General features: G+C 65.5%; 16 protein-coding genes and 2 tRNA genes. 12 read left to right on the top strand and 6 right to left on the bottom strand.

Annotated elements, in window-relative coordinates; genetic code table 11:
* Positions 1 to 4: 4 nt before the first annotated feature.
* From CLG96_RS13330 to CLG96_RS13345, 4 genes are all read right to left on the bottom strand, one after another.
* Positions 5 to 1228 (bottom strand): dihydroorotase, encoded by a 1224-nt coding sequence (locus CLG96_RS13330; protein ID WP_107968449.1) that lies wholly within the window; start codon positions 1226 to 1228, stop codon positions 5 to 7.
* Positions 1225 to 2217, bottom strand: a complete 993-nt coding sequence (locus tag CLG96_RS13335) for an aspartate carbamoyltransferase catalytic subunit (RefSeq protein WP_107968450.1) — start codon at positions 2215 to 2217, stop codon at positions 1225 to 1227. Before CLG96_RS13335 ends, CLG96_RS13330 begins: the two co-directional genes overlap by 4 nt.
* A gap of 78 nt (positions 2218 to 2295) precedes the next feature.
* Positions 2296 to 2760 carry a Holliday junction resolvase RuvX gene (ruvX, locus tag CLG96_RS13340; RefSeq protein WP_107968451.1) on the bottom strand — a complete coding sequence of 155 codons (465 nt, stop codon included), beginning with the start codon at positions 2758 to 2760 and terminating at the stop codon, positions 2296 to 2298.
* The gene (locus CLG96_RS13345; RefSeq protein ID WP_207796687.1) at positions 2757 to 3827 is read right to left on the bottom strand and encodes a DUF3089 domain-containing protein; all 1071 of its coding nucleotides are present in this window, start codon (positions 3825 to 3827) and stop codon (positions 2757 to 2759) included. Before CLG96_RS13345 ends, ruvX begins: the two co-directional genes overlap by 4 nt.
* Positions 3828 to 4009: 182 nt before the next feature.
* On the opposite strand from CLG96_RS13345, the gene gatC reads away from it, so the two are divergent.
* Genes gatC through gatB form a run of 3 tightly spaced genes read left to right on the top strand, consistent with a single transcriptional unit; the run spans position 4010 to position 7264 of the window.
* Entirely contained in the window at positions 4010 to 4297 is a 288-nt protein-coding gene (gene gatC / locus CLG96_RS13350; protein WP_107968453.1) for an Asp-tRNA(Asn)/Glu-tRNA(Gln) amidotransferase subunit GatC, read from the top strand.
* Entirely contained in the window at positions 4297 to 5778 is a 1482-nt protein-coding gene (gene gatA / locus CLG96_RS13355) for an Asp-tRNA(Asn)/Glu-tRNA(Gln) amidotransferase subunit GatA (RefSeq protein ID WP_107968454.1), read from the top strand. Before gatC ends, gatA begins: the two co-directional genes overlap by 1 nt.
* 1 nt (position 5779) lies before the next feature.
* On the top strand, positions 5780 to 7264 hold the full coding sequence (gene gatB, locus CLG96_RS13360) for an Asp-tRNA(Asn)/Glu-tRNA(Gln) amidotransferase subunit GatB (RefSeq protein ID WP_107968455.1): 1485 nt from the start codon (positions 5780 to 5782) through the stop codon (positions 7262 to 7264).
* A gap of 40 nt (positions 7265 to 7304) precedes the next feature.
* Here the strand turns inward: gatB and CLG96_RS13365 are convergent, their stop codons facing one another.
* Entirely contained in the window at positions 7305 to 7550 is a 246-nt protein-coding gene (locus CLG96_RS13365) for a hypothetical protein (RefSeq protein WP_107968456.1), read from the bottom strand.
* A 118-nt stretch (positions 7551 to 7668) separates the two neighbouring features.
* On the opposite strand from CLG96_RS13365, the gene CLG96_RS13370 reads away from it, so the two are divergent.
* From CLG96_RS13370 to clpX, 5 genes are all read left to right on the top strand, one after another.
* A tRNA-Leu gene (locus CLG96_RS13370) sits at positions 7669 to 7753 on the top strand.
* Positions 7754 to 7811: 58 nt separating this feature from the next.
* Complete coding sequence (gene tig, locus CLG96_RS13375; protein WP_107968457.1) at positions 7812 to 9407, top strand: trigger factor; 1596 nt, start codon at positions 7812 to 7814, stop codon at positions 9405 to 9407.
* 1 nt (position 9408) lies between these two features.
* Positions 9409 to 10380, top strand: a complete 972-nt coding sequence (locus tag CLG96_RS13380) for a glycosyltransferase family 2 protein (protein WP_107968458.1) — start codon at positions 9409 to 9411, stop codon at positions 10378 to 10380.
* Between the two features lie 122 nt (positions 10381 to 10502).
* Positions 10503 to 11156 (top strand): ATP-dependent Clp endopeptidase proteolytic subunit ClpP, encoded by a 654-nt coding sequence (clpP, locus tag CLG96_RS13385; RefSeq protein WP_107968459.1) that lies wholly within the window; start codon positions 10503 to 10505, stop codon positions 11154 to 11156.
* A gap of 111 nt (positions 11157 to 11267) precedes the next feature.
* A complete protein-coding gene (gene clpX, locus CLG96_RS13390) occupies positions 11268 to 12539 on the top strand; it encodes an ATP-dependent Clp protease ATP-binding subunit ClpX (protein ID WP_107968460.1) in 1272 nt (423 codons plus the stop codon).
* Positions 12540 to 12684: 145 nt separating this feature from the next.
* Here the strand turns inward: clpX and opgC are convergent, their stop codons facing one another.
* The gene (gene opgC, locus CLG96_RS13395; protein WP_243395773.1) at positions 12685 to 13851 is read right to left on the bottom strand and encodes an OpgC domain-containing protein; all 1167 of its coding nucleotides are present in this window, start codon (positions 13849 to 13851) and stop codon (positions 12685 to 12687) included.
* A 164-nt stretch (positions 13852 to 14015) separates the two neighbouring features.
* On the opposite strand from opgC, the gene lon reads away from it, so the two are divergent.
* The 4 genes from lon to CLG96_RS13415 all read left to right on the top strand — a co-directional run bounded on the left by lon (position 14016) and on the right by CLG96_RS13415 (position 18740).
* On the top strand, positions 14016 to 16427 hold the full coding sequence (gene lon / locus CLG96_RS13400; RefSeq protein WP_107968461.1) for an endopeptidase La: 2412 nt from the start codon (positions 14016 to 14018) through the stop codon (positions 16425 to 16427).
* Between the two features lie 169 nt (positions 16428 to 16596).
* The gene (locus tag CLG96_RS13405) at positions 16597 to 16869 is read left to right on the top strand and encodes an HU family DNA-binding protein (protein ID WP_107968462.1); all 273 of its coding nucleotides are present in this window, start codon (positions 16597 to 16599) and stop codon (positions 16867 to 16869) included.
* Positions 16870 to 17019: 150 nt separating this feature from the next.
* Positions 17020 to 17094, top strand: a tRNA-Val gene (locus tag CLG96_RS13410).
* A gap of 341 nt (positions 17095 to 17435) precedes the next feature.
* The gene (locus CLG96_RS13415) at positions 17436 to 18740 is read left to right on the top strand and encodes a polysaccharide pyruvyl transferase family protein (RefSeq protein ID WP_165799646.1); all 1305 of its coding nucleotides are present in this window, start codon (positions 17436 to 17438) and stop codon (positions 18738 to 18740) included.
* The last annotated feature ends 20 nt before the right edge of the window (positions 18741 to 18760 follow it).

The raw sequence follows: 18760 nt of genomic DNA on the forward strand, positions 1-18760 counted from the left end.
CCCGTCAGCCGACCGGCTGACCACCTTTGATCGTGCGGAGCACGCGGCCCTGCACGGGAAGCGAATCGAAGGGGGTGTTGCCGGCGGCGCCCGCCATGCGATCCGCATCGATCCGCCAGGGCGCATCGGGATCGACCAGGATCAGGTCCGCCTCCGCGCCCACCGCCAGCGTGCCCCCGGGGATGCCGAGCAGCCGCGCCGGATTGAAGGAGAGGAGCGCGAACAGGCGCGACAGATCGATCAGATGGTCGCGCACCAGGCCGAGCGACAGGGCAAGCAGCGTTTCCGCGCCCGCCATGCCCGGCTCCGCATCGGCGAAGGGCAGGCGCTTGGCCTCGGGCCCCTGCGGATCATGGGCGGAACAGATGACGTCGATCGTGCCGTCCGCGATCGCCGCGAGGCAGGCGAGGCGATCGGCCTCGTCGCGCAGCGGCGGCGAGAGGCGGGCGAAGGTGCGGAAGCCCGTGACCGCCATATCCGACAGGAAGAGATGCGCCGGGCTGATGCCGCAGGTGACGGGCAGGCCGCGCAGCTTGGCCGCGCGGATCAGATCGAGCGCGCGCGCCGTCGTGACCTGACGGAAATGGAGCCGCGCGCCCGTATCCTCGACCAGCGCCAGATCGCGCGCGACCGCCATGGCCTCCGCGATCGCCGGCGCGGAAGCGAGGCCGAGGCGTGTCGCCGTCTCGCCCGACGTGGCGACGGCATGGGCGGTGAGCCCCGCATCTTCGGCATGGGAAATGACGGTGATGCCGAGCGCGCCGGCATAGGAAAGAAGCCGGTGCATCACGCCCGAATCGGCGATCCAGCCGCGCCCCGTGGCGACCGCGCAGGCGCCGGCGGCCTTCATCAGGCCGATCTCGGCAAGCTCATGTCCTTCGAGCCCGCGCGTGGCGGCGGCGAGCGGATGGATCCATACGTCCGGCTTGCCGGCGGCGGCCGCGCGCTGGACGAGCGCGGAATTGTCGAGCGGCGGCGACTGATCGGGCATCAGCGCGGCGCGCGTGATACCCCCTGCGGCAAAAGCGCGCATGTCGATCGCGAAGGCGCCGAGATCGACCAGGCCCGGCGCCACCAGCGCGCCCTTCGCCTCGATCACGCTGGCCTCGGCCGGCAGGTCGAAATGACCGATGGCGGCGATGCGGCGGTCGACGACGAGGATGCCGCCTTCGATCAGGGCACCGGCGGGATCGACGATGCGGCCGCCGATAATGGCGAGCGGCTTCATGCCCAGCCCTCCACGCCGCGCCGGCCGCGGGTCAGCACGTCGAGACAGGCCATGCGGACGGCGACGCCCATTTCCACCTGCTCGGTGATGGCGGAACGCTCGACATCGTCGGCGACGGAGGAGGCGATTTCGACGCCGCGATTCATCGGGCCGGGATGCATCACCAGCGCATCGGGCGCGGCGCGGGCAAGCCGTTCGGGCGTGAGGCCGTAGAGCGCATGATATTCGCGCGGCGAGGGGACGAAGCCGCCCGCCATACGCTCGCGCTGGAGGCGGAGCATCATCACCACGTCGGCACCTTCCAGCCCGGCATCGAAATCGGTGAAGCGTTCGACGCCCATCCGCTCGATCGCGGCGGGAATGAGGGTAGGAGGGCCGACGACGCGGACCGTGGCACCGAGCGCCGTCAGTGCGATTATGTTCGAGCGGGCGACGCGGCTGTGGAGCACATCGCCGCAAATGGCGACCGTTAGCCCCTCGATCCGTCCCTTGCGGCGGCGGATGGTGAGCGCATCGAGCAGCGCCTGCGTCGGATGCTCGTGGCGGCCATCGCCGGCATTGAGCACGGGACAATCGACCTTGTCGGCGATGAGCTGCACCGCGCCCGACGCTTCATGGCGGATGACGATCACATCGGCGCGCATCGCGTTCAGCGTGACGGCGGTGTCGATCAGCGTCTCGCCCTTCTTCACGCTGGATTGGGCGACGGCCATGTTGACCACGTCCGCGCCCAGCCGCTTGCCCGCAATCTCGAAGGAAAGGAGGGTGCGGGTGCTGTTTTCGAAGAAGGCGTTGATCTGGGTGAGGCCGGCGAGCCGGTCGTCATGCTTGGTGCGCCCGCGATTGAGCGCGACCCATTGTTCCGCCTCGTCCAGCAGGAAGCTGATTTCCCAGGGCTTCAGCCCGTAAATGCCGGTCAGATGGCGATGGGGAAAAACATGGTCGACGGGCCGGTCGGGCGAGGGGCGGGGGGCGGCTGCGTCTGGCATGGCGGCGGGATAGTCGGGTGCAGGGGCGGACGCAATCGCCTCTTCACCATCCCGGCGCGCGGCCGGGCGGCGAGCCTGCTATCGGGCCATGGCCAGCGCGTCGATCGCGCCTTGCAATATGTAGCTGGCGGCCATCTTGTCGACGAGCTCGGCACGGCGCGCGCGGCTGGCATCGGCCTCCAATAGCGTGCGCGTGACGGCGGCGGTGGACCAGCGCTCGTCCCACAGCAGGATCGGCAGGCCGAGCGGCACGAGGTTGCGCGCGAAGGCGCGGGTCGACTGGGTGCGCGGGGAATCGCTGCCGTCCAGATTGAGCGGCAGGCCGATGACGATCCCCTTGACCGCTTCCTTCGCGAAAATCTCCTTCAGCCGGGCGAGATCGACCGAGAATTTCCGGCGCGCGATCGTTTCGGCCGGGCTTGCGATCGTCCAGCCGGCATCGCACAGCGCGACGCCGATCGTCTTGGTACCGACATCGAGCCCGGCGAGCCGGCCGCCGGCGGGAAGGGCGGCGGCGAAGGCGGATCTGTTGCCGGCGATCATCGTTTGAGGAAGGTCGCGGCGCGGGCTTGGGCGTCGACGCGGATATTGGCCCAGAAAAGGGCATAGTCGAAGACATGATAGTTGCGGCCGGGCAGCACATAGCGGCCATATCCGGCCGGTTCCCGCCCGATCAGCAGCAGGCCGGAGGAATCGCACCGCGCCGGGACGAGGCCGCGGGTGAAATTCACCTCTTCGGCGCCCGGGCGGGGCACCAGGGAGCCGCGATTGGCGGTCGCCAGCGCCGCGGTGTGCGGCGCGCCGGTGAGCGGATTGGTGCAGAGCATCTCGGTGCCGCGGCGGGACCGGCCGGTGAGGCCGGTGCTGGCATCATAATATTCGCGGATCATGCGCGGATCGGCGGGATCGGCGAAGCTCTGCCAGGAAATGACGCAGCCGGCCTGGCCGGGCCCGGTGCAGGCCGGCAGGCCGAGTGCGGGCAGGTCCGCCTCGATCGAGATGGGCCAGCCGACCAGATAGGCGGCGACGATGCGCCGCGCGATTGGCTGTCCGGCGATCCGCTCCTGCATCAGCCGGATCAGATGGAGCGAGCCCTGGCTGTGGCCGGCAAGCAGGATCGGCCGCGAGGCGGGGATTGAGGCGAGGAAGGCGTCGAAGGCACGGAGCACGTCGCCATAGGCGAAATCGAGCGCCTGCGCGGCGCTTTCCCCGTCGGTGAGGAAGGCGCCCATTGTCGCCTGGCGATAGCGCGGCGCCCAGATCGCGCCCATTCCGTTGAAGGCGCTGGCCTGCGAAGAGGCGAAGATACGCTGCCGATCATTGGTCTGCGCATCGTCGAGCGGCGCATTCCATCGGTCGCGGCGAAGATAGGTGGTGGGCGCCACATAGAAGACGGCGACATCCGGCTGTTCGGCGCGGGCAAAGCCCTCCGGCACGAAGCGCGCGGGATCGTCCGGCAGGTCGGGCCGCGACAGCCAGGCTGCGGGGCGCGTATAATCGGGCGCCGTATCCGGCGGCGGCGGTGCGAATCCGACGCTCGGCACGAAGGTGGCGCGCAGGATCTGGTCCTGAAACAAATTCCAGCCGATCGTGGCGGCGAGTACGAGCATGATCAGTCCCGCTTTAGGTTCAAGAAAAGGACGGGCCCACACGCATACTCCCCTTTTGTGCAATGCAACATTAACAGCGATCACACGGATCAACCATGCGTGGCGCGGGGGCGAAAGGCAATGGCCGTGCGATGGAATGCGGCGGCCTTGAAGCGGGAAGGCGCGGGTGCTAGCCGCGCTCCATGTCTGTCGATGCAAATACCGTCCGCAAGATCGCCAGCCTCGCGCGGATCGCCATAAGCGACCGCGAAATCGAGGCTATGGTGCCTGAACTCAACAATATTCTCGGCTGGATCGAGCAATTGGGCGAGGTGGATACGGATGGCGTGGCGCCGCTCGCCGCCGTGATTCCCAATCATCTGCGCCTGCGCGACGACGTCGTGACCGATGGCGACGATCGCGACGGGGTCCTCAAAAATGCGCCGCAGGCCGAGCTAGGCTTTTTTGCGGTGCCGAAGGTGATCGAATAGTGACGGATTTGACTGATCTGGGTGTCGCGGCGATCCGCGACGGCTTTCGCGCTGGCGATTTCTCCGCGCGGGAAGTGGCGGATGCGTTCAACGCCTCGGTGACGGCAGGGCGGAAGCTCAACGCTTTCCTGGTCGAAACGCCGGAACATGCGATCGAAGCGGCGGAAGCGGCCGATCGCGGGCGTGCGACCGGCGAGTTGCGCGCGCTTTCGGGCGTGCCACTGGGCATCAAGGACCTGTTCTGCACCGCCGGCTATCAGACGACGGCGGCGAGCCACATATTGGAAGGCTTCACGCCGACCTATGAATCGACCGTGACGGCCAAGCTGTTCGGCGCGGGCGCGGGCATGTTGGGCAAGCTCAACATGGACCAGTTCGCCATGGGGTCTTCCAACGAGACGAGCGCCTACGGCCATGTGCTGAGCCCGTGGCGGCGCAATGACGGCGGCAACGCGCCGCTTGCCCCGGGCGGCTCCTCGGGCGGTTCCTCCTCGGCGATCGCAGCGCGGCTGGCGCCGGGTGCGACAGGCACGGATACGGGCGGCTCGATCCGCCAGCCGGCGGCCTTCACCGGCATTTCGGGCATCAAGCCGACCTATGGCCGCTGCTCGCGCTGGGGCGTGGTGGCCTTCGCCTCCTCGCTCGATCAGGCCGGGCCGATGGCGCGCGACGTGCGCGACTGCGCCATATTGCTCGAGGCGATGAGCGGATTCGATCCCAAGGACTCCACCTCGCTGGATTTGCCCGTGCCGCAGTGGGAAGCGGGATTGTCGAGCGATCTCAAGGGCAAGCGCGTCGGTATTCCCAAGGAATATCGGGTGGAAGGCATGCCCGCGGAGATCGAGGCACTGTGGGAAAGCGGCATCCGCTTCATGAAGGATGCAGGCGCCGAGATCGTCGAGGTCTCGTTGCCGCACACCAAATATGCGCTGCCGACCTATTATATTATCGCGCCGGCCGAGGCTTCGTCGAACCTCGCCCGCTATGATGGCGTGCGTTATGGCGTGCGCGAGCTGCCCGAAGGCGCGAGCCTGGCCGACATGTATGCGGCGACGCGCTCCGCGGGCTTCGGCGCGGAGGTGAAGCGGCGCATCCTGATCGGCACCTATGTGCTCTCCGCCGGTTTCTACGACGCTTATTATACCAAGGCGCAGAAGGTGCGCGCGCTGATCGCGCGCGATTTCGAGCGCGCCTGGGAAGCGTGCGACCTGCTGCTGACGCCGACCGCGCCGTCGGCCGCCTTCGCGCTTGGCGAGAAGGTGGCGGATCCGCTGTCCATGTATCTCAACGACGTGTTCACCGTTCCGGCGAGCCTTGCGGGCCTTCCGGCCATGTCGGTGCCGGGCGGGCTCGATGCGACGGGGCTGCCGCTGGGGCTGCAGATCATCGGCAGGCCGCTCGACGAGCAGGGCGTGCTGAATGCCGGTCTCGCGATCGAGGAACGGGCCGGCTTCACCGCGCGCGCGGAGAAATGGTGGTAAGATGAGCAGCTATCGTATTCAGGGCGCGACGGGCGAATGGGAAGTCGTGATCGGGCTGGAGGTCCATGCCCAGATCGCGACCAGGGCCAAGCTCTTTTCCGGCGCATCGACCGAATTCGGCGCGGAACCCAACACGCAGGTGAGCCTGATCGACGCGGCCATGCCCGGCATGCTGCCCGTGCCGAACGGCGAATGCGTGCGGCAGGCGGTGCGCACCGGCATGGCGCTGGGCGCGCAGATCAATCGCTGGTCGCGCTTCGACCGGAAGAATTATTTTTATGCCGATCTGCCGCAGGGCTATCAGATCTCGCAGCTCTATCATCCGATCGTGGGCGAGGGATCGCTGCTGATCGATGCGGACGAGAAAGCGGGCATTGCCGAGCCCAAGACGGTTGGCATCGAGCGCATCCATATCGAGCAGGATGCGGGCAAGCTGATGCATGACCAGCATCCGACGCGCTCCTATGTCGATCTCAACCGGTCGGGCGTGGCGCTGATGGAGATCGTGTCCAAGCCGGACATGCGTTCTCCGGCAGAAGCAGGGGCTTATGTCCGCAAGCTCAGATCGATCCTGCGCTATGTCGGCTCCTGCGACGGCAATATGGAGCAGGGCTCGATGCGTGCCGACGTCAATGTCTCGGTGCGCAAGCCGGGTGAGCCGTTCGGCACGCGCTGCGAGATCAAGAATGTCAATTCGGTGCGCTTCGTGCAGGCCGCGATCGAATATGAGGCGACGCGTCAGGTCGACGTGATCGAGAGCGGCGGCACGATCGTCCAGGAAACCCGCCTGTTCGATCCGGACAAGATCGAGACGCGCTCGCTGCGCTCCAAGGAAGATGCGCATGACTATCGCTACTTCCCCGATCCGGATCTGCTGCCGCTCGAGCTTTCGGAGGAATTCGTCGCCGAATGCGAGGCGAGCCTGCCCGAGCTGCCCGATGCCAAGCGTGCGCGCTATGAAGGGCCGCTCGGCCTTTCCGCTTATGCCGCCTCGGTGATCACCGCGGATGTCGAGACGGCGCGCTGGTTCGAGGCGCTGCTGGCCGCGACCGGCAAGCCCGAGGCGGAGGTGGCGAAGGCTGCGTCCAACTGGCTGACGTCGGACCTGTTCGGCGCGCTCAATCGGCTGGGCAAAAGCATAGGTGAAAGCCCGGTGACGCCGGCGCAGGGCGCGGAGCTGCTCGGCCTCGTCGCGGACGGCACGCTTTCGGGCACGCTCGCCAAGCAGGTGTTCGAGATCATGATCGAAACCGGCGACGATCCGGCGAAGATCGTGGAGGAGCGCGGGCTCAAGCAGACCAGCGACACCGGCGCGATCGAGGCGGCGATCGCCCAGGTGATGGCGGCCAATGCCGACAAGGTGGCCGATTATCGCGGCGGCAAGGATAAGCTGTTCGGCTTCTTCGTTGGCCAGACGATGAAGGCGATGGGCGGCAAGGCCAATCCGGCGGTGGTGAACGAGCTGCTCAAGAAGGCGCTCGCCTGAACGATCGAATCGATCCGGGCTTCGCCTGGATCATTCGGGATCAGCGGTCCTGCTCGCGGAAGGTGCCGCCCGTGCCGGCGGTGCCGCCCGGGCTGCCCGGATCTTCGAGCGGCGAATGCTGGCAGGCGGGCGGGATCGGCTTTTCGAAATCGTCCACGTCCGGCGGGATCGGGGGAATATCCTCGACGCTCTCGCGGCCGGGCTCGGTGACGGGGCTGATCTGTTCGGGCGTATCCGAAGGGGCCGAAGGCGGGGAATCGGGATGGGGATCGGGGGTGGTGGCCATGGGGCGCATCTCCTTTTCCCATTTTCAACGATCCGGCGGCGATCCGGCTCCGCCGAAATCGGGCGATGCCTTGCCCTTTGGTGCTCTCTTGCTATAGAGCCCGCCGACCGGGCCTGAAGCGGGCGTGGCGGAACTGGTAGACGCGCTGGATTTAGGTTCCAGTATCGCAAGATGTGGGGGTTCGAGTCCCTTCGCCCGCACCAGGCTCCGCAAGCTGCGGAGCGGCCCAACGAAATTCCGGCAAAAGAAAGTTCGAGACCGATGCAGACTGTCGAGACGCTGAATGAGGGGCTGAAGCGCGCCTACACGCTGACGATTCCCGCCACGGACATTAGCGGGCGCATCGACGCCGAAGTGAAGCAGGCGGCCCCCAATGTCCGCCTGCCCGGCTTCCGCCCCGGCAAGGTGCCGGCGAATCTCATCAAGAAGCTGCATGGGCCTGCGCTCGAGCAGGAAGCGCTGAACAGCGCGGTGCGCGATTCCGTGCAGGCGCTGCTGGCCGAGAAGGGCCTGCGCCCGGCGATGCAGCCCGCGGTCGAACTGGTCGAAGGCTATGAGGCGGGCAAGGATGCCGAGCTGAAGGTCTCGCTCGAAGTGCTGCCCGACGTGCCGGCCCCGCAGATCGAAGGGCTGAAGCTGGAGCGGCTGACGGTCGAGCCGGAAGAGGCGCAGGTCGACGAGCAGATCGCCCGCTTCGCCGCCAGCCAGAAGCGTTTCGAGCCGGCGATGGAAGGCCATCCGGCGGTCGAGGGCGACTTGGTCGTGATGGATTTCGTCGGCAAGGTCGACGGCGTCGCCTTCGAGGGCGGCACGGGCGAGGGCATGTCGGTCGAGCTCGGCTCGGGCCGCCTGATCCCCGGCTTCGAGGCGCAGCTCGAAGGCGTGAAGGTGGGCGAGGAGAAGCTCCTCAACGTCACCTTCCCGGACGATTACAATGTCGAGAGCCTCAAGGGTAAGCCCGCCACCTTCGAGGTGAAGATCACCGAGGTGAAGGTGCCGCAGGAAGCGGCGATCGACGAGGATTTCGCGAAGAATCTCGGCCTTGAGAGCCTCGAGCAGCTCCGCGGCCTGATCAAGGGCCAGATCGAGCAGGAGCTGAACGGCCTCACCCGCACCTATATGAAGCGCAAGCTGCTCGACCAGCTCGCCTCCAGCCATGATTTCCCCGTGCCGCCGTCGATGGTCGAGGCCGAGTTCGGCCAGATCTGGTCGCAGCTCGAGCATGAGGCGAGCCATGAGGCCGATCCCGAAGCCGCGCGCGCCGAGATGGAGAAGGATCGCGAGGATTATCGCAAGATCGCCGAGCGCCGCGTGCGGCTGGGCCTGCTCCTCTCCGAGATCGGCCAGCAGAATGGCGTCGAGGTGAGCGCCCAGGAAATGCAGCGCCTCGCGCTCCAGGCGGCGCAGCAGTACAACCCGAAGGATCGCGAGCGCTTCCTGCAATATATCCAGCAGGATCCGATGGCGGCCGCCCAGCTCCGCGCGCCGCTCTATGAGGATAAGGTGGTCGATTTCCTGTTCGGCAAGGCGGAGATTTCCGATCGCGCCGTGACCCGCGAGGAGCTGGAAGCCGCGATCGAGGCCGAGGATGACGGCTCGCCCAAGCCGCACGTCCATGGGCCCGACTGCAACCATGATCATGGCCATGATCATGCGCACGACCATGACCATGGTCATGACCATGCCGCGCCGGTAGAGGCCGAGGCCGCCGAGAAGCCCGCGCCGAAGAAGAAGGCCCCGGCCAAGAAGAAGGTCGAGGCCGCCGAGGCCGCGCCTGCGGAGGCCGCCGAGAAGCCGGCGCCGAAGAAGAAGGCCCCGGCCAAGAAGAAGGTCGAGGCCGAGGGCGGCGAGGGCTGAGATGAACGTAGCGCGTCCGGCAGGGGCGGACATTCTGCCGCTGCCGGGCGCGCTTCGCGTGGCGGTGATCCTGCCATGCCATAATGAGGAGGTCGCGATCGGGCCCACGGTCGCGGCGTTCCGGGCGGCGCTGCCGATGGCGACCGTCTATGTCTATGACAATAACAGCAGCGACCGGACGGTCGCGGTCGCGCGCGCTGCCGGTGCGATCGTGCGCAGCGAGCGGATGCAGGGCAAGGGCCATGTCGTCCGCCGCATGTTCGCCGATGTGGAAGCCGACATCTATGTGATGGCCGATGGCGACGCGACCTATGATGCGGACGCCGCCCCGGCGCTGGTGCGCCAGCTGATCGACGAGCGGCTCGACATGGTGGTGGGCGCGCGTGCGTCCGAGGTCGATCATGCCTATCGGCGGGGGCATCGTTTCGGCAATGCCTTGCTGACGGGCATTCTCGCGCGGATCTTCGGGCGGACGTTCAGCGACATCTTGTCCGGCTATCGCGTCTTTTCGCGGCGCTTCGTGAAGAGCTTCCCGGTGCTTTCGACCGGGTTCGAGATAGAGACGGAGATCAGCGTCCATGCGCTGGAGCTGCGCATGCCGGTGGGCGAGCTGGTGACCGCCTATGGCGCGCGGCCCGAAGGCTCCGCATCCAAGCTGTCGACCTGGCGCGACGGATGGCGCATATTACGGACGATCGCGCTGCTTTTCCGGATCGAGCGGCCGGTGCTGTTCTTCGGCACGATCGGCGCGCTGCTGGCGGGCATTGCGGTGCTGCTCGCCATCCCGCTTGGCGTGACCTATGCCAAAACGGGCCTGGTGCCGCGCATGCCGACCGCGATCCTTTCGACGGGCCTGATGATCCTCGCCTCGCTCAACCTCTTCTGCGGACTGATCCTGGATACGGTGGTGCGCGGGCGGCGGGAAATGCGGCGGCTGGCTTATCTGGCGCTGCCCGGGATCGGGGCGGACTGAACCGTTCCCGCCATATCCGCGTTCGGGACGGCGCAGGAGGACAAGAGGGCGTGGCCCCTTGAACTCACCAGATCAAAGGCCGATGTTGGGCATCTAAGAGGGTGAAAGGACAGTTATTCCCCATGCAGTTCGATTCCGATCATCGTTATGCCAGCGACGTCGCCGCCGGGCTGGTTCCCATCGTCATCGAGCAGTCGAACCGCGGCGAGCGTAGCTTCGACATTTATTCGCGCCTGCTGCGCGAGCGGATCATCTTCGTGGTGGGGCCGGTCGAGGACCATATGGCCTCGCTGATCACGGCGCAGCTGCTGTTCCTCGAGTCGGAAAATCCGAAGAAGGACATCTTCATGTACATCAACTCGCCGGGCGGGGTCGTCACGGCGGGCATGGCGATCCATGACACGATGCAGTATATCCGGCCGCGCGTCGGCACGGTCTGCATCGGCCAGGCGGCGTCGATGGGCAGCTTCCTGCTCGCGGCCGGCGAGCCGGGCATGCGCGTGGCGCTCACCAACGCCCGGATCATGATCCACCAGCCGTCCGGCGGCGCGCAGGGCATGGCGAGCGACATCGAGATCCAGGCCAAGGAAATATTGCGTATCCGCCACCGGATGAACACGCTCTATGCGCAATATACCGGCCAGCCGATCGACGTGATCGAAAAGGCGATGGATCGCGACAAATTCCTCGAGGCGGAGGAGGCCAAGGCCTTCGGTCTCGTCGACGAGGTGTTCGAAAAGCGGCCGGTGCCGGCCGACGAGGCCCAGGCGGCCTAAAGCTTTTCTGCGGCCGGCCGTGGCAGATAGGCCATTGCCGGCCCGGGAAGCAGGGGTCTAGGATGACCCCGCAGGACAGCGGCCAGGGATTGGCCGAAGGAAAAGAGAGATATGACAAAACTCAGCGGCGGTGATTCGAAGAGCACGCTCTACTGCTCCTTCTGCGGGAAGTCGCAGCATGAGGTGCGCAAGCTCATCGCCGGCCCGACCGTCTTCATCTGCGACGAATGCGTGGAGCTGTGCAACGACATCATCCGCGAGGAGACGAAGTCCGCGCTGGTGAGCCGCAAGGATGGGGGCGTGCCGTCGCCGCAGGAAATCTGCGCGGTGCTGAATGATTATGTGATCGGCCAGGGGCAGGCCAAGCGCGTGCTCTCGGTGGCGGTCCACAATCATTACAAGCGGCTCAATTTCGGCGCCAAGGGCGCGGATGTGGAGCTCGCAAAGTCCAACATCCTGCTGGTCGGGCCCACGGGCTGCGGCAAGACTTTGCTCGCCCAGACGCTCGCCAAGACGTTCGACGTGCCCTTCACCATGGCGGACGCGACGACGCTCACCGAGGCGGGCTATGTCGGCGAGGATGTGGAGAATATCATCCTCAAGCTGCTCCAGGCATCCGACTATAATGTCGAGCGGGCGCAGCGCGGCATCGTCTATATCGACGAGATCGACAAGATCAGCCGCAAGGCGGACAATCCCTCCATCACCCGCGACGTATCGGGCGAAGGCGTGCAGCAGGCGCTCCTGAAGCTGATGGAAGGCACGACCGCGAGCGTGCCGCCGCAGGGCGGGCGCAAACATCCGCAGCAGGAATTCCTGCAGGTGGACACGACCAACATCCTGTTCATCTGCGGCGGTGCCTTTTCCGGCCTGGAGCGGATCATCGCGGATCGCCTGCAGGGCAAGTCGATCGGCTTCGGCGCCTATGTCGCTGCGCCCGAGGAGCGGCGCACGGGCGAGGTGCTGCGCCAATGCGAGCCCGAGGATCTGCTGAAGTTCGGCCTGATCCCGGAATTTGTCGGCCGTCTTCCCGTCATCGCGACGCTGGAGGATCTGGACGAGGCGGCGCTGGTGAAGATCCTCGCCGAGCCCAAGAACGCGCTGGTGAAGCAGTATCAGAAGCTGTTCGAGATGGAGGGCGTAAAGCTGGTCTTCACCGAAGAGGCGCTTGTCGCGGTTGCGCGCAGGGCGATCGTGCGCAAGACCGGCGCGCGCGGCCTCCGCTCGATCCTCGAAGCCATGCTGCTCGATACGATGTTCGACCTGCCGACGCTCGACGGCGTGGACGAGATCGTGATCGACAAGGATGTGGTCGAGGGCCGCAAGGAGCCGATCAAGGTCTTCGCCAAGAAGGGCAAGGAAAAGGCCGGCGACGCGGCCTGATCCCGGCGGCGGGGGGCGTTGCCTGCCCTCCGGCCTCCAATTGATTGTCCTAATATCTGTCGCAATCCAGCCCCCGCCGGTCCCGAACCGGCGGGGGTTTTGCTATGGCCGGAGCCCCGGGCCTGTCGAAAGCCGGTCCGGAGAGTCAGGCCGTCTGTGCCGCCGTCCGGGGCGAGGCGAGCAGCGCGCGGAGCTGGCGATGGCCCTGGGCGAAGAGCAGCAGCGCCACAAGGCTCGCGCCGCACAGCAGCAGATAGGCGGCATGGTTGCGCGTCAGCTCGATCCAGATGAAGCCCGCCAGATAGCTGATCACCACGCTTGCCAGAAAACATTGCAGCGAGGCCGAGCCCACCGCCGCGACATAGCGGCTCGCGCGCAGCGACTGGAGCCAGGGCATGCGCCATAGCAGACCCAGCACGAGCAGGCAGACCGACAGGACATGGATGACGCGCGCCGGCCCGACGCGCACCTTGCTCTGGCCCCAGACCTGGAAACCGAACGGCTCCTGCGCGACGAACAGCATAGTCAGCCCTGCGAACAGCGCGAAGGCCGCGATCAGCCAGCGGCGATCAGCGACGAAGGCGCGGCGGACGCGGTCGAGCAGCGCGAAGCGCCCGGCGGCGAGCGCGCCGAAGAAGAGCAATTGCCAGGAGCCGGGCCCGAAATTCCATTTCCATTCGCCCGCGGGCATGCCGCCCGGCGGACGCAGCCAGGGATAATGATAGGCCACGGCGTAAAGCGTCACCGAGGCGCCTATCGCCAGCGCCGGCCGCCGCAGCAGCAGCCAGGCGAAGAGCGGCGCCGTGAGCATCAGCAGCGTGTAGACGGCGAGGATTTCCAGGCAATAAGGCTGGATATAGCCGATCAAGAAGCCGGCGAAGGCCAGCGGGCCGCCGGCGATGAAATATTCGAAGAAGCTCAGCCGGGCGAGCAGCGGCGACATCCAGCAGATCGGCAGGACGAGCAGGAACAGCAGCAGATTATAGAGATAAAGCTTGCCCGCGCGGGCATAGATTTTGCGCGTGAAGCCTTCCAGCCCGTGCTGCCGATTGGCCGAAAGATAGACGGCGCCGACCAGATAGCCGGAAAGCAGGAAGAAAATCTCCGCCGCGCTGGAGAAGCCCCAATGCGACAGAGTGGGGAAGACCGGCTCGCGCATGCCTCCGCGTACGACGATGCCGGTGAGATGGTTCACCGTGATCGTCAGCAGCGCCAGACCGCGCAGAATGTCGATCGCCTGATCCCGCGGACGGCGGGCGGGAATTTCATTCATCTGATCGGGCCCCTCGGGCGCGGCCATGGCTTTAGGCATGACCGCGCGGTTCGCATGGTGCGGTGCGCAACGCAATGGCGAACGGTGTCTGATCGCCGCACCGTCGCTTACATTGCCAGTCGCTTACATTGATCGTCGAGCGACTACACCCCATATAGGTTAAGAAGGGCACGGGCATAACCCCCGTGCTGTACGGAGTATCCATGACCGACAAGCTTCCCGTCCTGCCGTTGCGCGACATCGTCGTGTTCCCGCAGATGATCGTGCCGCTCTTCGTGGGCCGCGACAAATCCGTGGCGGCGCTGGAAAGCGCCATGGCGGCGGACAAGACGATATTCCTCGTCTCGCAGCTCGATCCGGCGGAGGACGATCCGGATGCGCAGGCACTTTATGATCTGGGTGTGGTCGCGACGGTGCTGCAGCTGCTCAAGCTGCCGGACGGCACGGTGCGCGTGCTGGTGGAAGGCAAGCAGCGCGCGACGCTGGGCGAGCTCGACACGAGCGGGCCGCATCTTGCCGCGAACGTGTCGCTGATCGAGGAGAAGCTGGTCGATCGGGGCGGCACACAGGGCAATGAGATTGCCGCGCTGATGCGCTCGGTGATCGATCAGTTCGAAAATTATGCCCGGCTGAACAAGAAGATGCCGGCGGAGACGGCGACGCAGCTCGCCGATATCGACGATCCCTCGCGTCTGGCCGACGCGGTTTCCGCCAATATCAACATCAAGGTCGCCGACAAGCAGGCGCTGCTCGTCGAGCTCGATCCCGTGAAGCGGCTGGAAATGTCCTTCGCCTTCATGGAGGGCGAGCTGGGCGTGCTGCAGGTGGAGAAGAAGATCCGCAGCCGCGTCAAGCGCCAGATGGAGAAGACGCAGCGCGAATATTATCTCAACGAGCAGCTGAAGGCGATCCAGCGTGAGCTGGGCACGGAAAGCGAGGAGGGCGGCGACGAGATCGCCGATCTCACCGCCAAGATCACCAAGCTGAAACTGTCCAAGGAAGCCCGCGCAAAGGCGACGACCGAGCTTAAGAAGCTGCGCACCATGGCGCCGATGTCCGCCGAGGCGACGGTCGTGCGCAACTATCTCGACGTGCTGCTGGGGTTGCCCTGGGGCAAGAAGAGCAAGCTAAAGAAGGATATCGCCGAAGCGCAGAGGGTGCTCGACGCGGACCATTATGGGCTGGAGAAGGTCAAGGAACGGATCGTCGAATATCTCGCGGTGCAGGCGCGGACCAACAAGCTGAAGGGTCCGATCCTGTGCCTGGTCGGCCCGCCGGGCGTGGGCAAGACCTCGCTCGGCCGCTCGATCGCCAAGGCGACGGGGCGCGAGTTCGTGCGCCAGTCGCTGGGCGGCGTGCGCGACGAGGCCGAGATTCGCGGGCACCGGCGGACCTATATCGGCTCGCTGCCGGGCAAGATCGTGTCCAACCTGAAGAAGGCCGGCACGTCCAACCCGCTGTTCCTGCTCGACGAGATCGACAAGCTGGGCCAGGATTTCCGCGGCGATCCGGCCTCCGCGCTGCTCGAGGTGCTCGATCCGGAGCAGAATGCGAAATTCCAGGACCATTATCTGGAGATCGACGTCGATCTTTCGGACATCATGTTCGTGACGACGGCCAATTCGCTCAACCTGCCGCAGCCGCTGCTCGACCGCATGGAGATCATCCGGCTTGAGGGGTATACGGAGGATGAGAAGGTCGAGATCGCCAAGTCGCATCTCCTCGAAAAGCAGATCGAGGCGCATGGCCTGAAGCCAGACGAGTTCGTGCTGACTGACGGGGGGCTGCGCGACCTGATCCGCTATTATACTCGCGAGGCTGGCGTGCGTACGCTGGAGCGGGAGATCGCCAAGCTCGCGCGCAAGAGCCTGCGCCGCATCTTGGAGGGCAAGGCGGAGACCGTCACCATCACCCCGGAAAATCTCTCCGAATTTGCGGGCGTGCGCAAATATCGCTTCGGCGTGAGCGAGGAGGAGGACCAGATCGGTGCCGTTACCGGCCTCGCCTGGACCGAGGTGGGCGGCGAGCTGCTGACCATCGAGGCGGTGACCGTGCCTGGCAAGGGGCAGGTGAAGACGACGGGCAAGCTCGGCGAGGTGATGCAGGAATCGGTGCAGGCCGCCTTCTCCTTCGTGAAGGCGCGCGCGCCGGGTTATGGCGTCAAGCCCAGCCTGTTCGCGCGCAAGGATGTGCATATCCACCTGCCCGAAGGCGCGGTTCCCAAGGATGGTCCCTCGGCGGGCATCGGCATGGTGACCGCGATCATCTCGACGCTGACCGGCGTGCCGGTCCGGCGCGAGGTGGCGATGACGGGCGAGGTGACGTTGCGCGGCCGCGTCCTGCCGATCGGCGGCCTCAAGGAGAAGCTGCTCGCGGCGCTGCGCGGCGGCATCACCACCGTGCTCATCCCCAAGGAGAATGAAAAGGATCTGGCCGATATCCCCGCGAACACGCTCGAGGGGCTGAAGATCGTGCCCGTGGCACATGTCGACGAGGTGCTGGCGCTGGCGCTGGCCGGGCCGCTCGCGCCGATCGACTGGACCGAGGCCGACGAGCTCGCCGCTCAGCCGGTGCATCGCGGCGGCGAGGCGGCGGAGCCGGCCATCCGGCACTGATCCCGATTAGACTTTCCGATTCGTCGCGATCCCGAATCGCGACGAATCGGCTCGTTTCGACGTTGGTAACCCTCTTTACTTTTGACAGGAGCCCCGATGCCGGGCTCTACATGCACCACGGCTGTGGCCGCGACTCCCGAACATGCATCATACAGGGGCTAAGAGGGGTATGAACAAGCAGGAGCTTATCGCTGCGGTGGCCGAGGCCACGGGGCTCGCCAAGGGCGATGCGGGCAAGGCCGTCGAGGCCGTTTTCGAGACGATCGGTTCGGCGCTGAAATCCGGCGACGAGGTTCGCCTGGTCGGATTCGGTACCTTTCTCGTGGGCCAGCGCAAGGCATCCACCGGCCGCAATCCGCGCACGGGCGAGCCGATGGACATCAAGGCTTCGGCACAGCCGAAGTTCAAGCCCGGCAAGGGCCTCAAGGATCTGATCAACTAGATCGGGCAATCCATATGGAGATGGCGGTAAAATCGTGCGCGGGGGCTGGACAGGCCCATGCCAACCGGATAATCGCCTCCTCCACCGGCCGCTTCGCCACGAGCGGCCGATTTTCTTCCCGGGCCTTCGGGCTCGGCCCAAGCGAAGCGTGGGCGCGTAGCTCAGTGGTAGAGCACTGTGTTCACACCGCAGGGGTCGCAAGTTCAATCCTTGCCGCGCCCACCACGCTTCCTTCCTGAATTTATTGGACTTTTCCATTCTGAGCCGCCGCCATCCACAGTGATCGGGTCGTTCAGACGTACTATCAAAGGTCCAAAAGGGCGTAGGGTCAGCCGGGATGGCGTGCAGGCGTTATCGCGGCTGATTTGCAGTTCTTCTTGAGCTGCATCTGAGGCCGCATGGACTTTTCGAGCCTTGATGTCTGATGGCTTGCGAAATCAGCATCCGATGGCGGATCTTCTTTCGCTGATAATCATTAACGATCCGGATACATGGTCGTTCCGCCGTTGCAACATAGCATGAATGGATTGCAACGTAGGAGATACAGTGGAGGAGGAAGCTCGCGTATGCCTATATCCAAGGTCGCGTTAATCACTCGGATGTCCACGCAGAATGCTGGCAATGAGGCTCTGTCGATCGAGTTGATCAATTTCTTCAAACGCGAACTTCCCAACGCGGAAATCCGCGCGATGGACCGTTATCCGCGCTTCTTCGAGCATCTTAAGATTGCCCACCTCCAGGCAGGCGGCGGCAGCTTGATCCAGGCATTTGACGCGTTGGCCGACCGCTTGCTCGCGCGCTTCTCCCCATCGCCGCAACCCAATCTGGCACCGCTGGCGGACGAGCGCCTCGTCAGGCTGGATCAGACCGCGAAGGAGCTCACCGGGCGCCTGCGCCAGATCAAGCGCGCCATCGCGCTCCGGCAAAATCTGGCGCGGCTGGGCCTGATCGGTCGCGACGAGGTCGCGCGAACGTTCGACACCTGCCGATGGTCAGACCTCCTTGTGTGGAACCCGGCGGGCGAGTTTCACCCCACCGGCAATCCGGATCAGACGTTCCGGCTGCTGCTGATCCTGAGAATCGCGCAGCGCCTCGGCAAGCGGACCGCGATCATAAACCACAGCATCGAGATCAGCGATCCACGCCTGCGCGAACTCGTTAAGCACGTCTATTGCAACGCCGACTATGTCGGTGTGCGGGATGCACAGTCGGTGCAGGAGGCCTTAAAGCTTGGTGTCGAGGCTGGGCGGATTCATGAATCGCCCGACCTGGTGTTTCTTGCGTCCATCCCCGACGCGATCAAGATCGCTCCGGCGGACGCCATCCCCGAAGGCGCGATCGGCATCTCGATCAACGGGCTCGAGGCGATGCGGGGCCAGGACGAGTGGGATGACTTCTTCGCGCGCATCAAGACGCTCGGTCGGGAGTTCGTCTATCTGTCCAACGCCATGAACCATGATCTGGAGCTCGCGCACCAGTTCGCCGCCCGCCATGGCGGGATCGTCATCGAGCGCCAGCCGACCTACAGGGAACTGCGTGGCTTTTACGGGCGAATGGGCGTTCTGGTCAGCAGCCGCCTGCACGCATCCATTCTGGCGCTGTGCGAAGGCACCCCGGTGATCAGCATCGAGCCGTCGGTCTTCAAGCTGACGGCCATCTTCGAGCAGATGAACTATTCGATTCCGACAGACAATCTTGCCCACGCCGGCTGGTGGAAAAGGCTTTCCACGCATGTCGAGCAGGCATTGCTGGATCGCGGCACTCTTTCGAATGTCGGCGCCAAGGCGCTCGCGCTCCAGGTTCAGCGGATACACGGGGCCTATGAGCGGCTCTTCTATCTTGCCAGGCCGAGAGTGAGCGAGGCCATTTGACGGTCGCCATTCCGATGCCG

This window comes from Sphingomonas oleivorans (assembly GCF_003050615.1).
GTDB lineage: Bacteria > Pseudomonadota > Alphaproteobacteria > Sphingomonadales > Sphingomonadaceae > Sphingomonas_H > Sphingomonas_H oleivorans.

Excerpts from the sequence above, each read along its gene's own strand:
- CLG96_RS13330 (WP_107968449.1), bottom strand. The coding sequence starts at position 1,228 with ATGAAGCCGCTCGCCATTATCGGCGGCCGCATCGTCGATCCCGCCGGT.
- CLG96_RS13335 (WP_107968450.1), bottom strand. The coding sequence starts at position 2,217 with ATGCCAGACGCAGCCGCCCCCCGCCCCTCGCCCGACCGGCCCGTCGAC.
- ruvX (WP_107968451.1), bottom strand. The coding sequence starts at position 2,760 with ATGATCGCCGGCAACAGATCCGCCTTCGCCGCCGCCCTTCCCGCCGGC.
- CLG96_RS13345 (WP_207796687.1), bottom strand. The coding sequence starts at position 3,827 with ATGCTCGTACTCGCCGCCACGATCGGCTGGAATTTGTTTCAGGACCAG.
- gatC (WP_107968453.1), top strand. The coding sequence starts at position 4,010 with ATGTCTGTCGATGCAAATACCGTCCGCAAGATCGCCAGCCTCGCGCGG.
- gatB (WP_107968455.1), top strand. The coding sequence starts at position 5,780 with ATGAGCAGCTATCGTATTCAGGGCGCGACGGGCGAATGGGAAGTCGTG.
- CLG96_RS13365 (WP_107968456.1), bottom strand. The coding sequence starts at position 7,550 with ATGGCCACCACCCCCGATCCCCATCCCGATTCCCCGCCTTCGGCCCCT.
- tig (WP_107968457.1), top strand. The coding sequence starts at position 7,812 with ATGCAGACTGTCGAGACGCTGAATGAGGGGCTGAAGCGCGCCTACACG.
- CLG96_RS13380 (WP_107968458.1), top strand. The coding sequence starts at position 9,409 with ATGAACGTAGCGCGTCCGGCAGGGGCGGACATTCTGCCGCTGCCGGGC.
- clpP (WP_107968459.1), top strand. The coding sequence starts at position 10,503 with ATGCAGTTCGATTCCGATCATCGTTATGCCAGCGACGTCGCCGCCGGG.
- clpX (WP_107968460.1), top strand. The coding sequence starts at position 11,268 with ATGACAAAACTCAGCGGCGGTGATTCGAAGAGCACGCTCTACTGCTCC.
- opgC (WP_243395773.1), bottom strand. The coding sequence starts at position 13,851 with ATGCCTAAAGCCATGGCCGCGCCCGAGGGGCCCGATCAGATGAATGAA.
- lon (WP_107968461.1), top strand. The coding sequence starts at position 14,016 with ATGACCGACAAGCTTCCCGTCCTGCCGTTGCGCGACATCGTCGTGTTC.
- CLG96_RS13405 (WP_107968462.1), top strand. The coding sequence starts at position 16,597 with ATGAACAAGCAGGAGCTTATCGCTGCGGTGGCCGAGGCCACGGGGCTC.
- CLG96_RS13415 (WP_165799646.1), top strand. The coding sequence starts at position 17,436 with ATGCCTATATCCAAGGTCGCGTTAATCACTCGGATGTCCACGCAGAAT.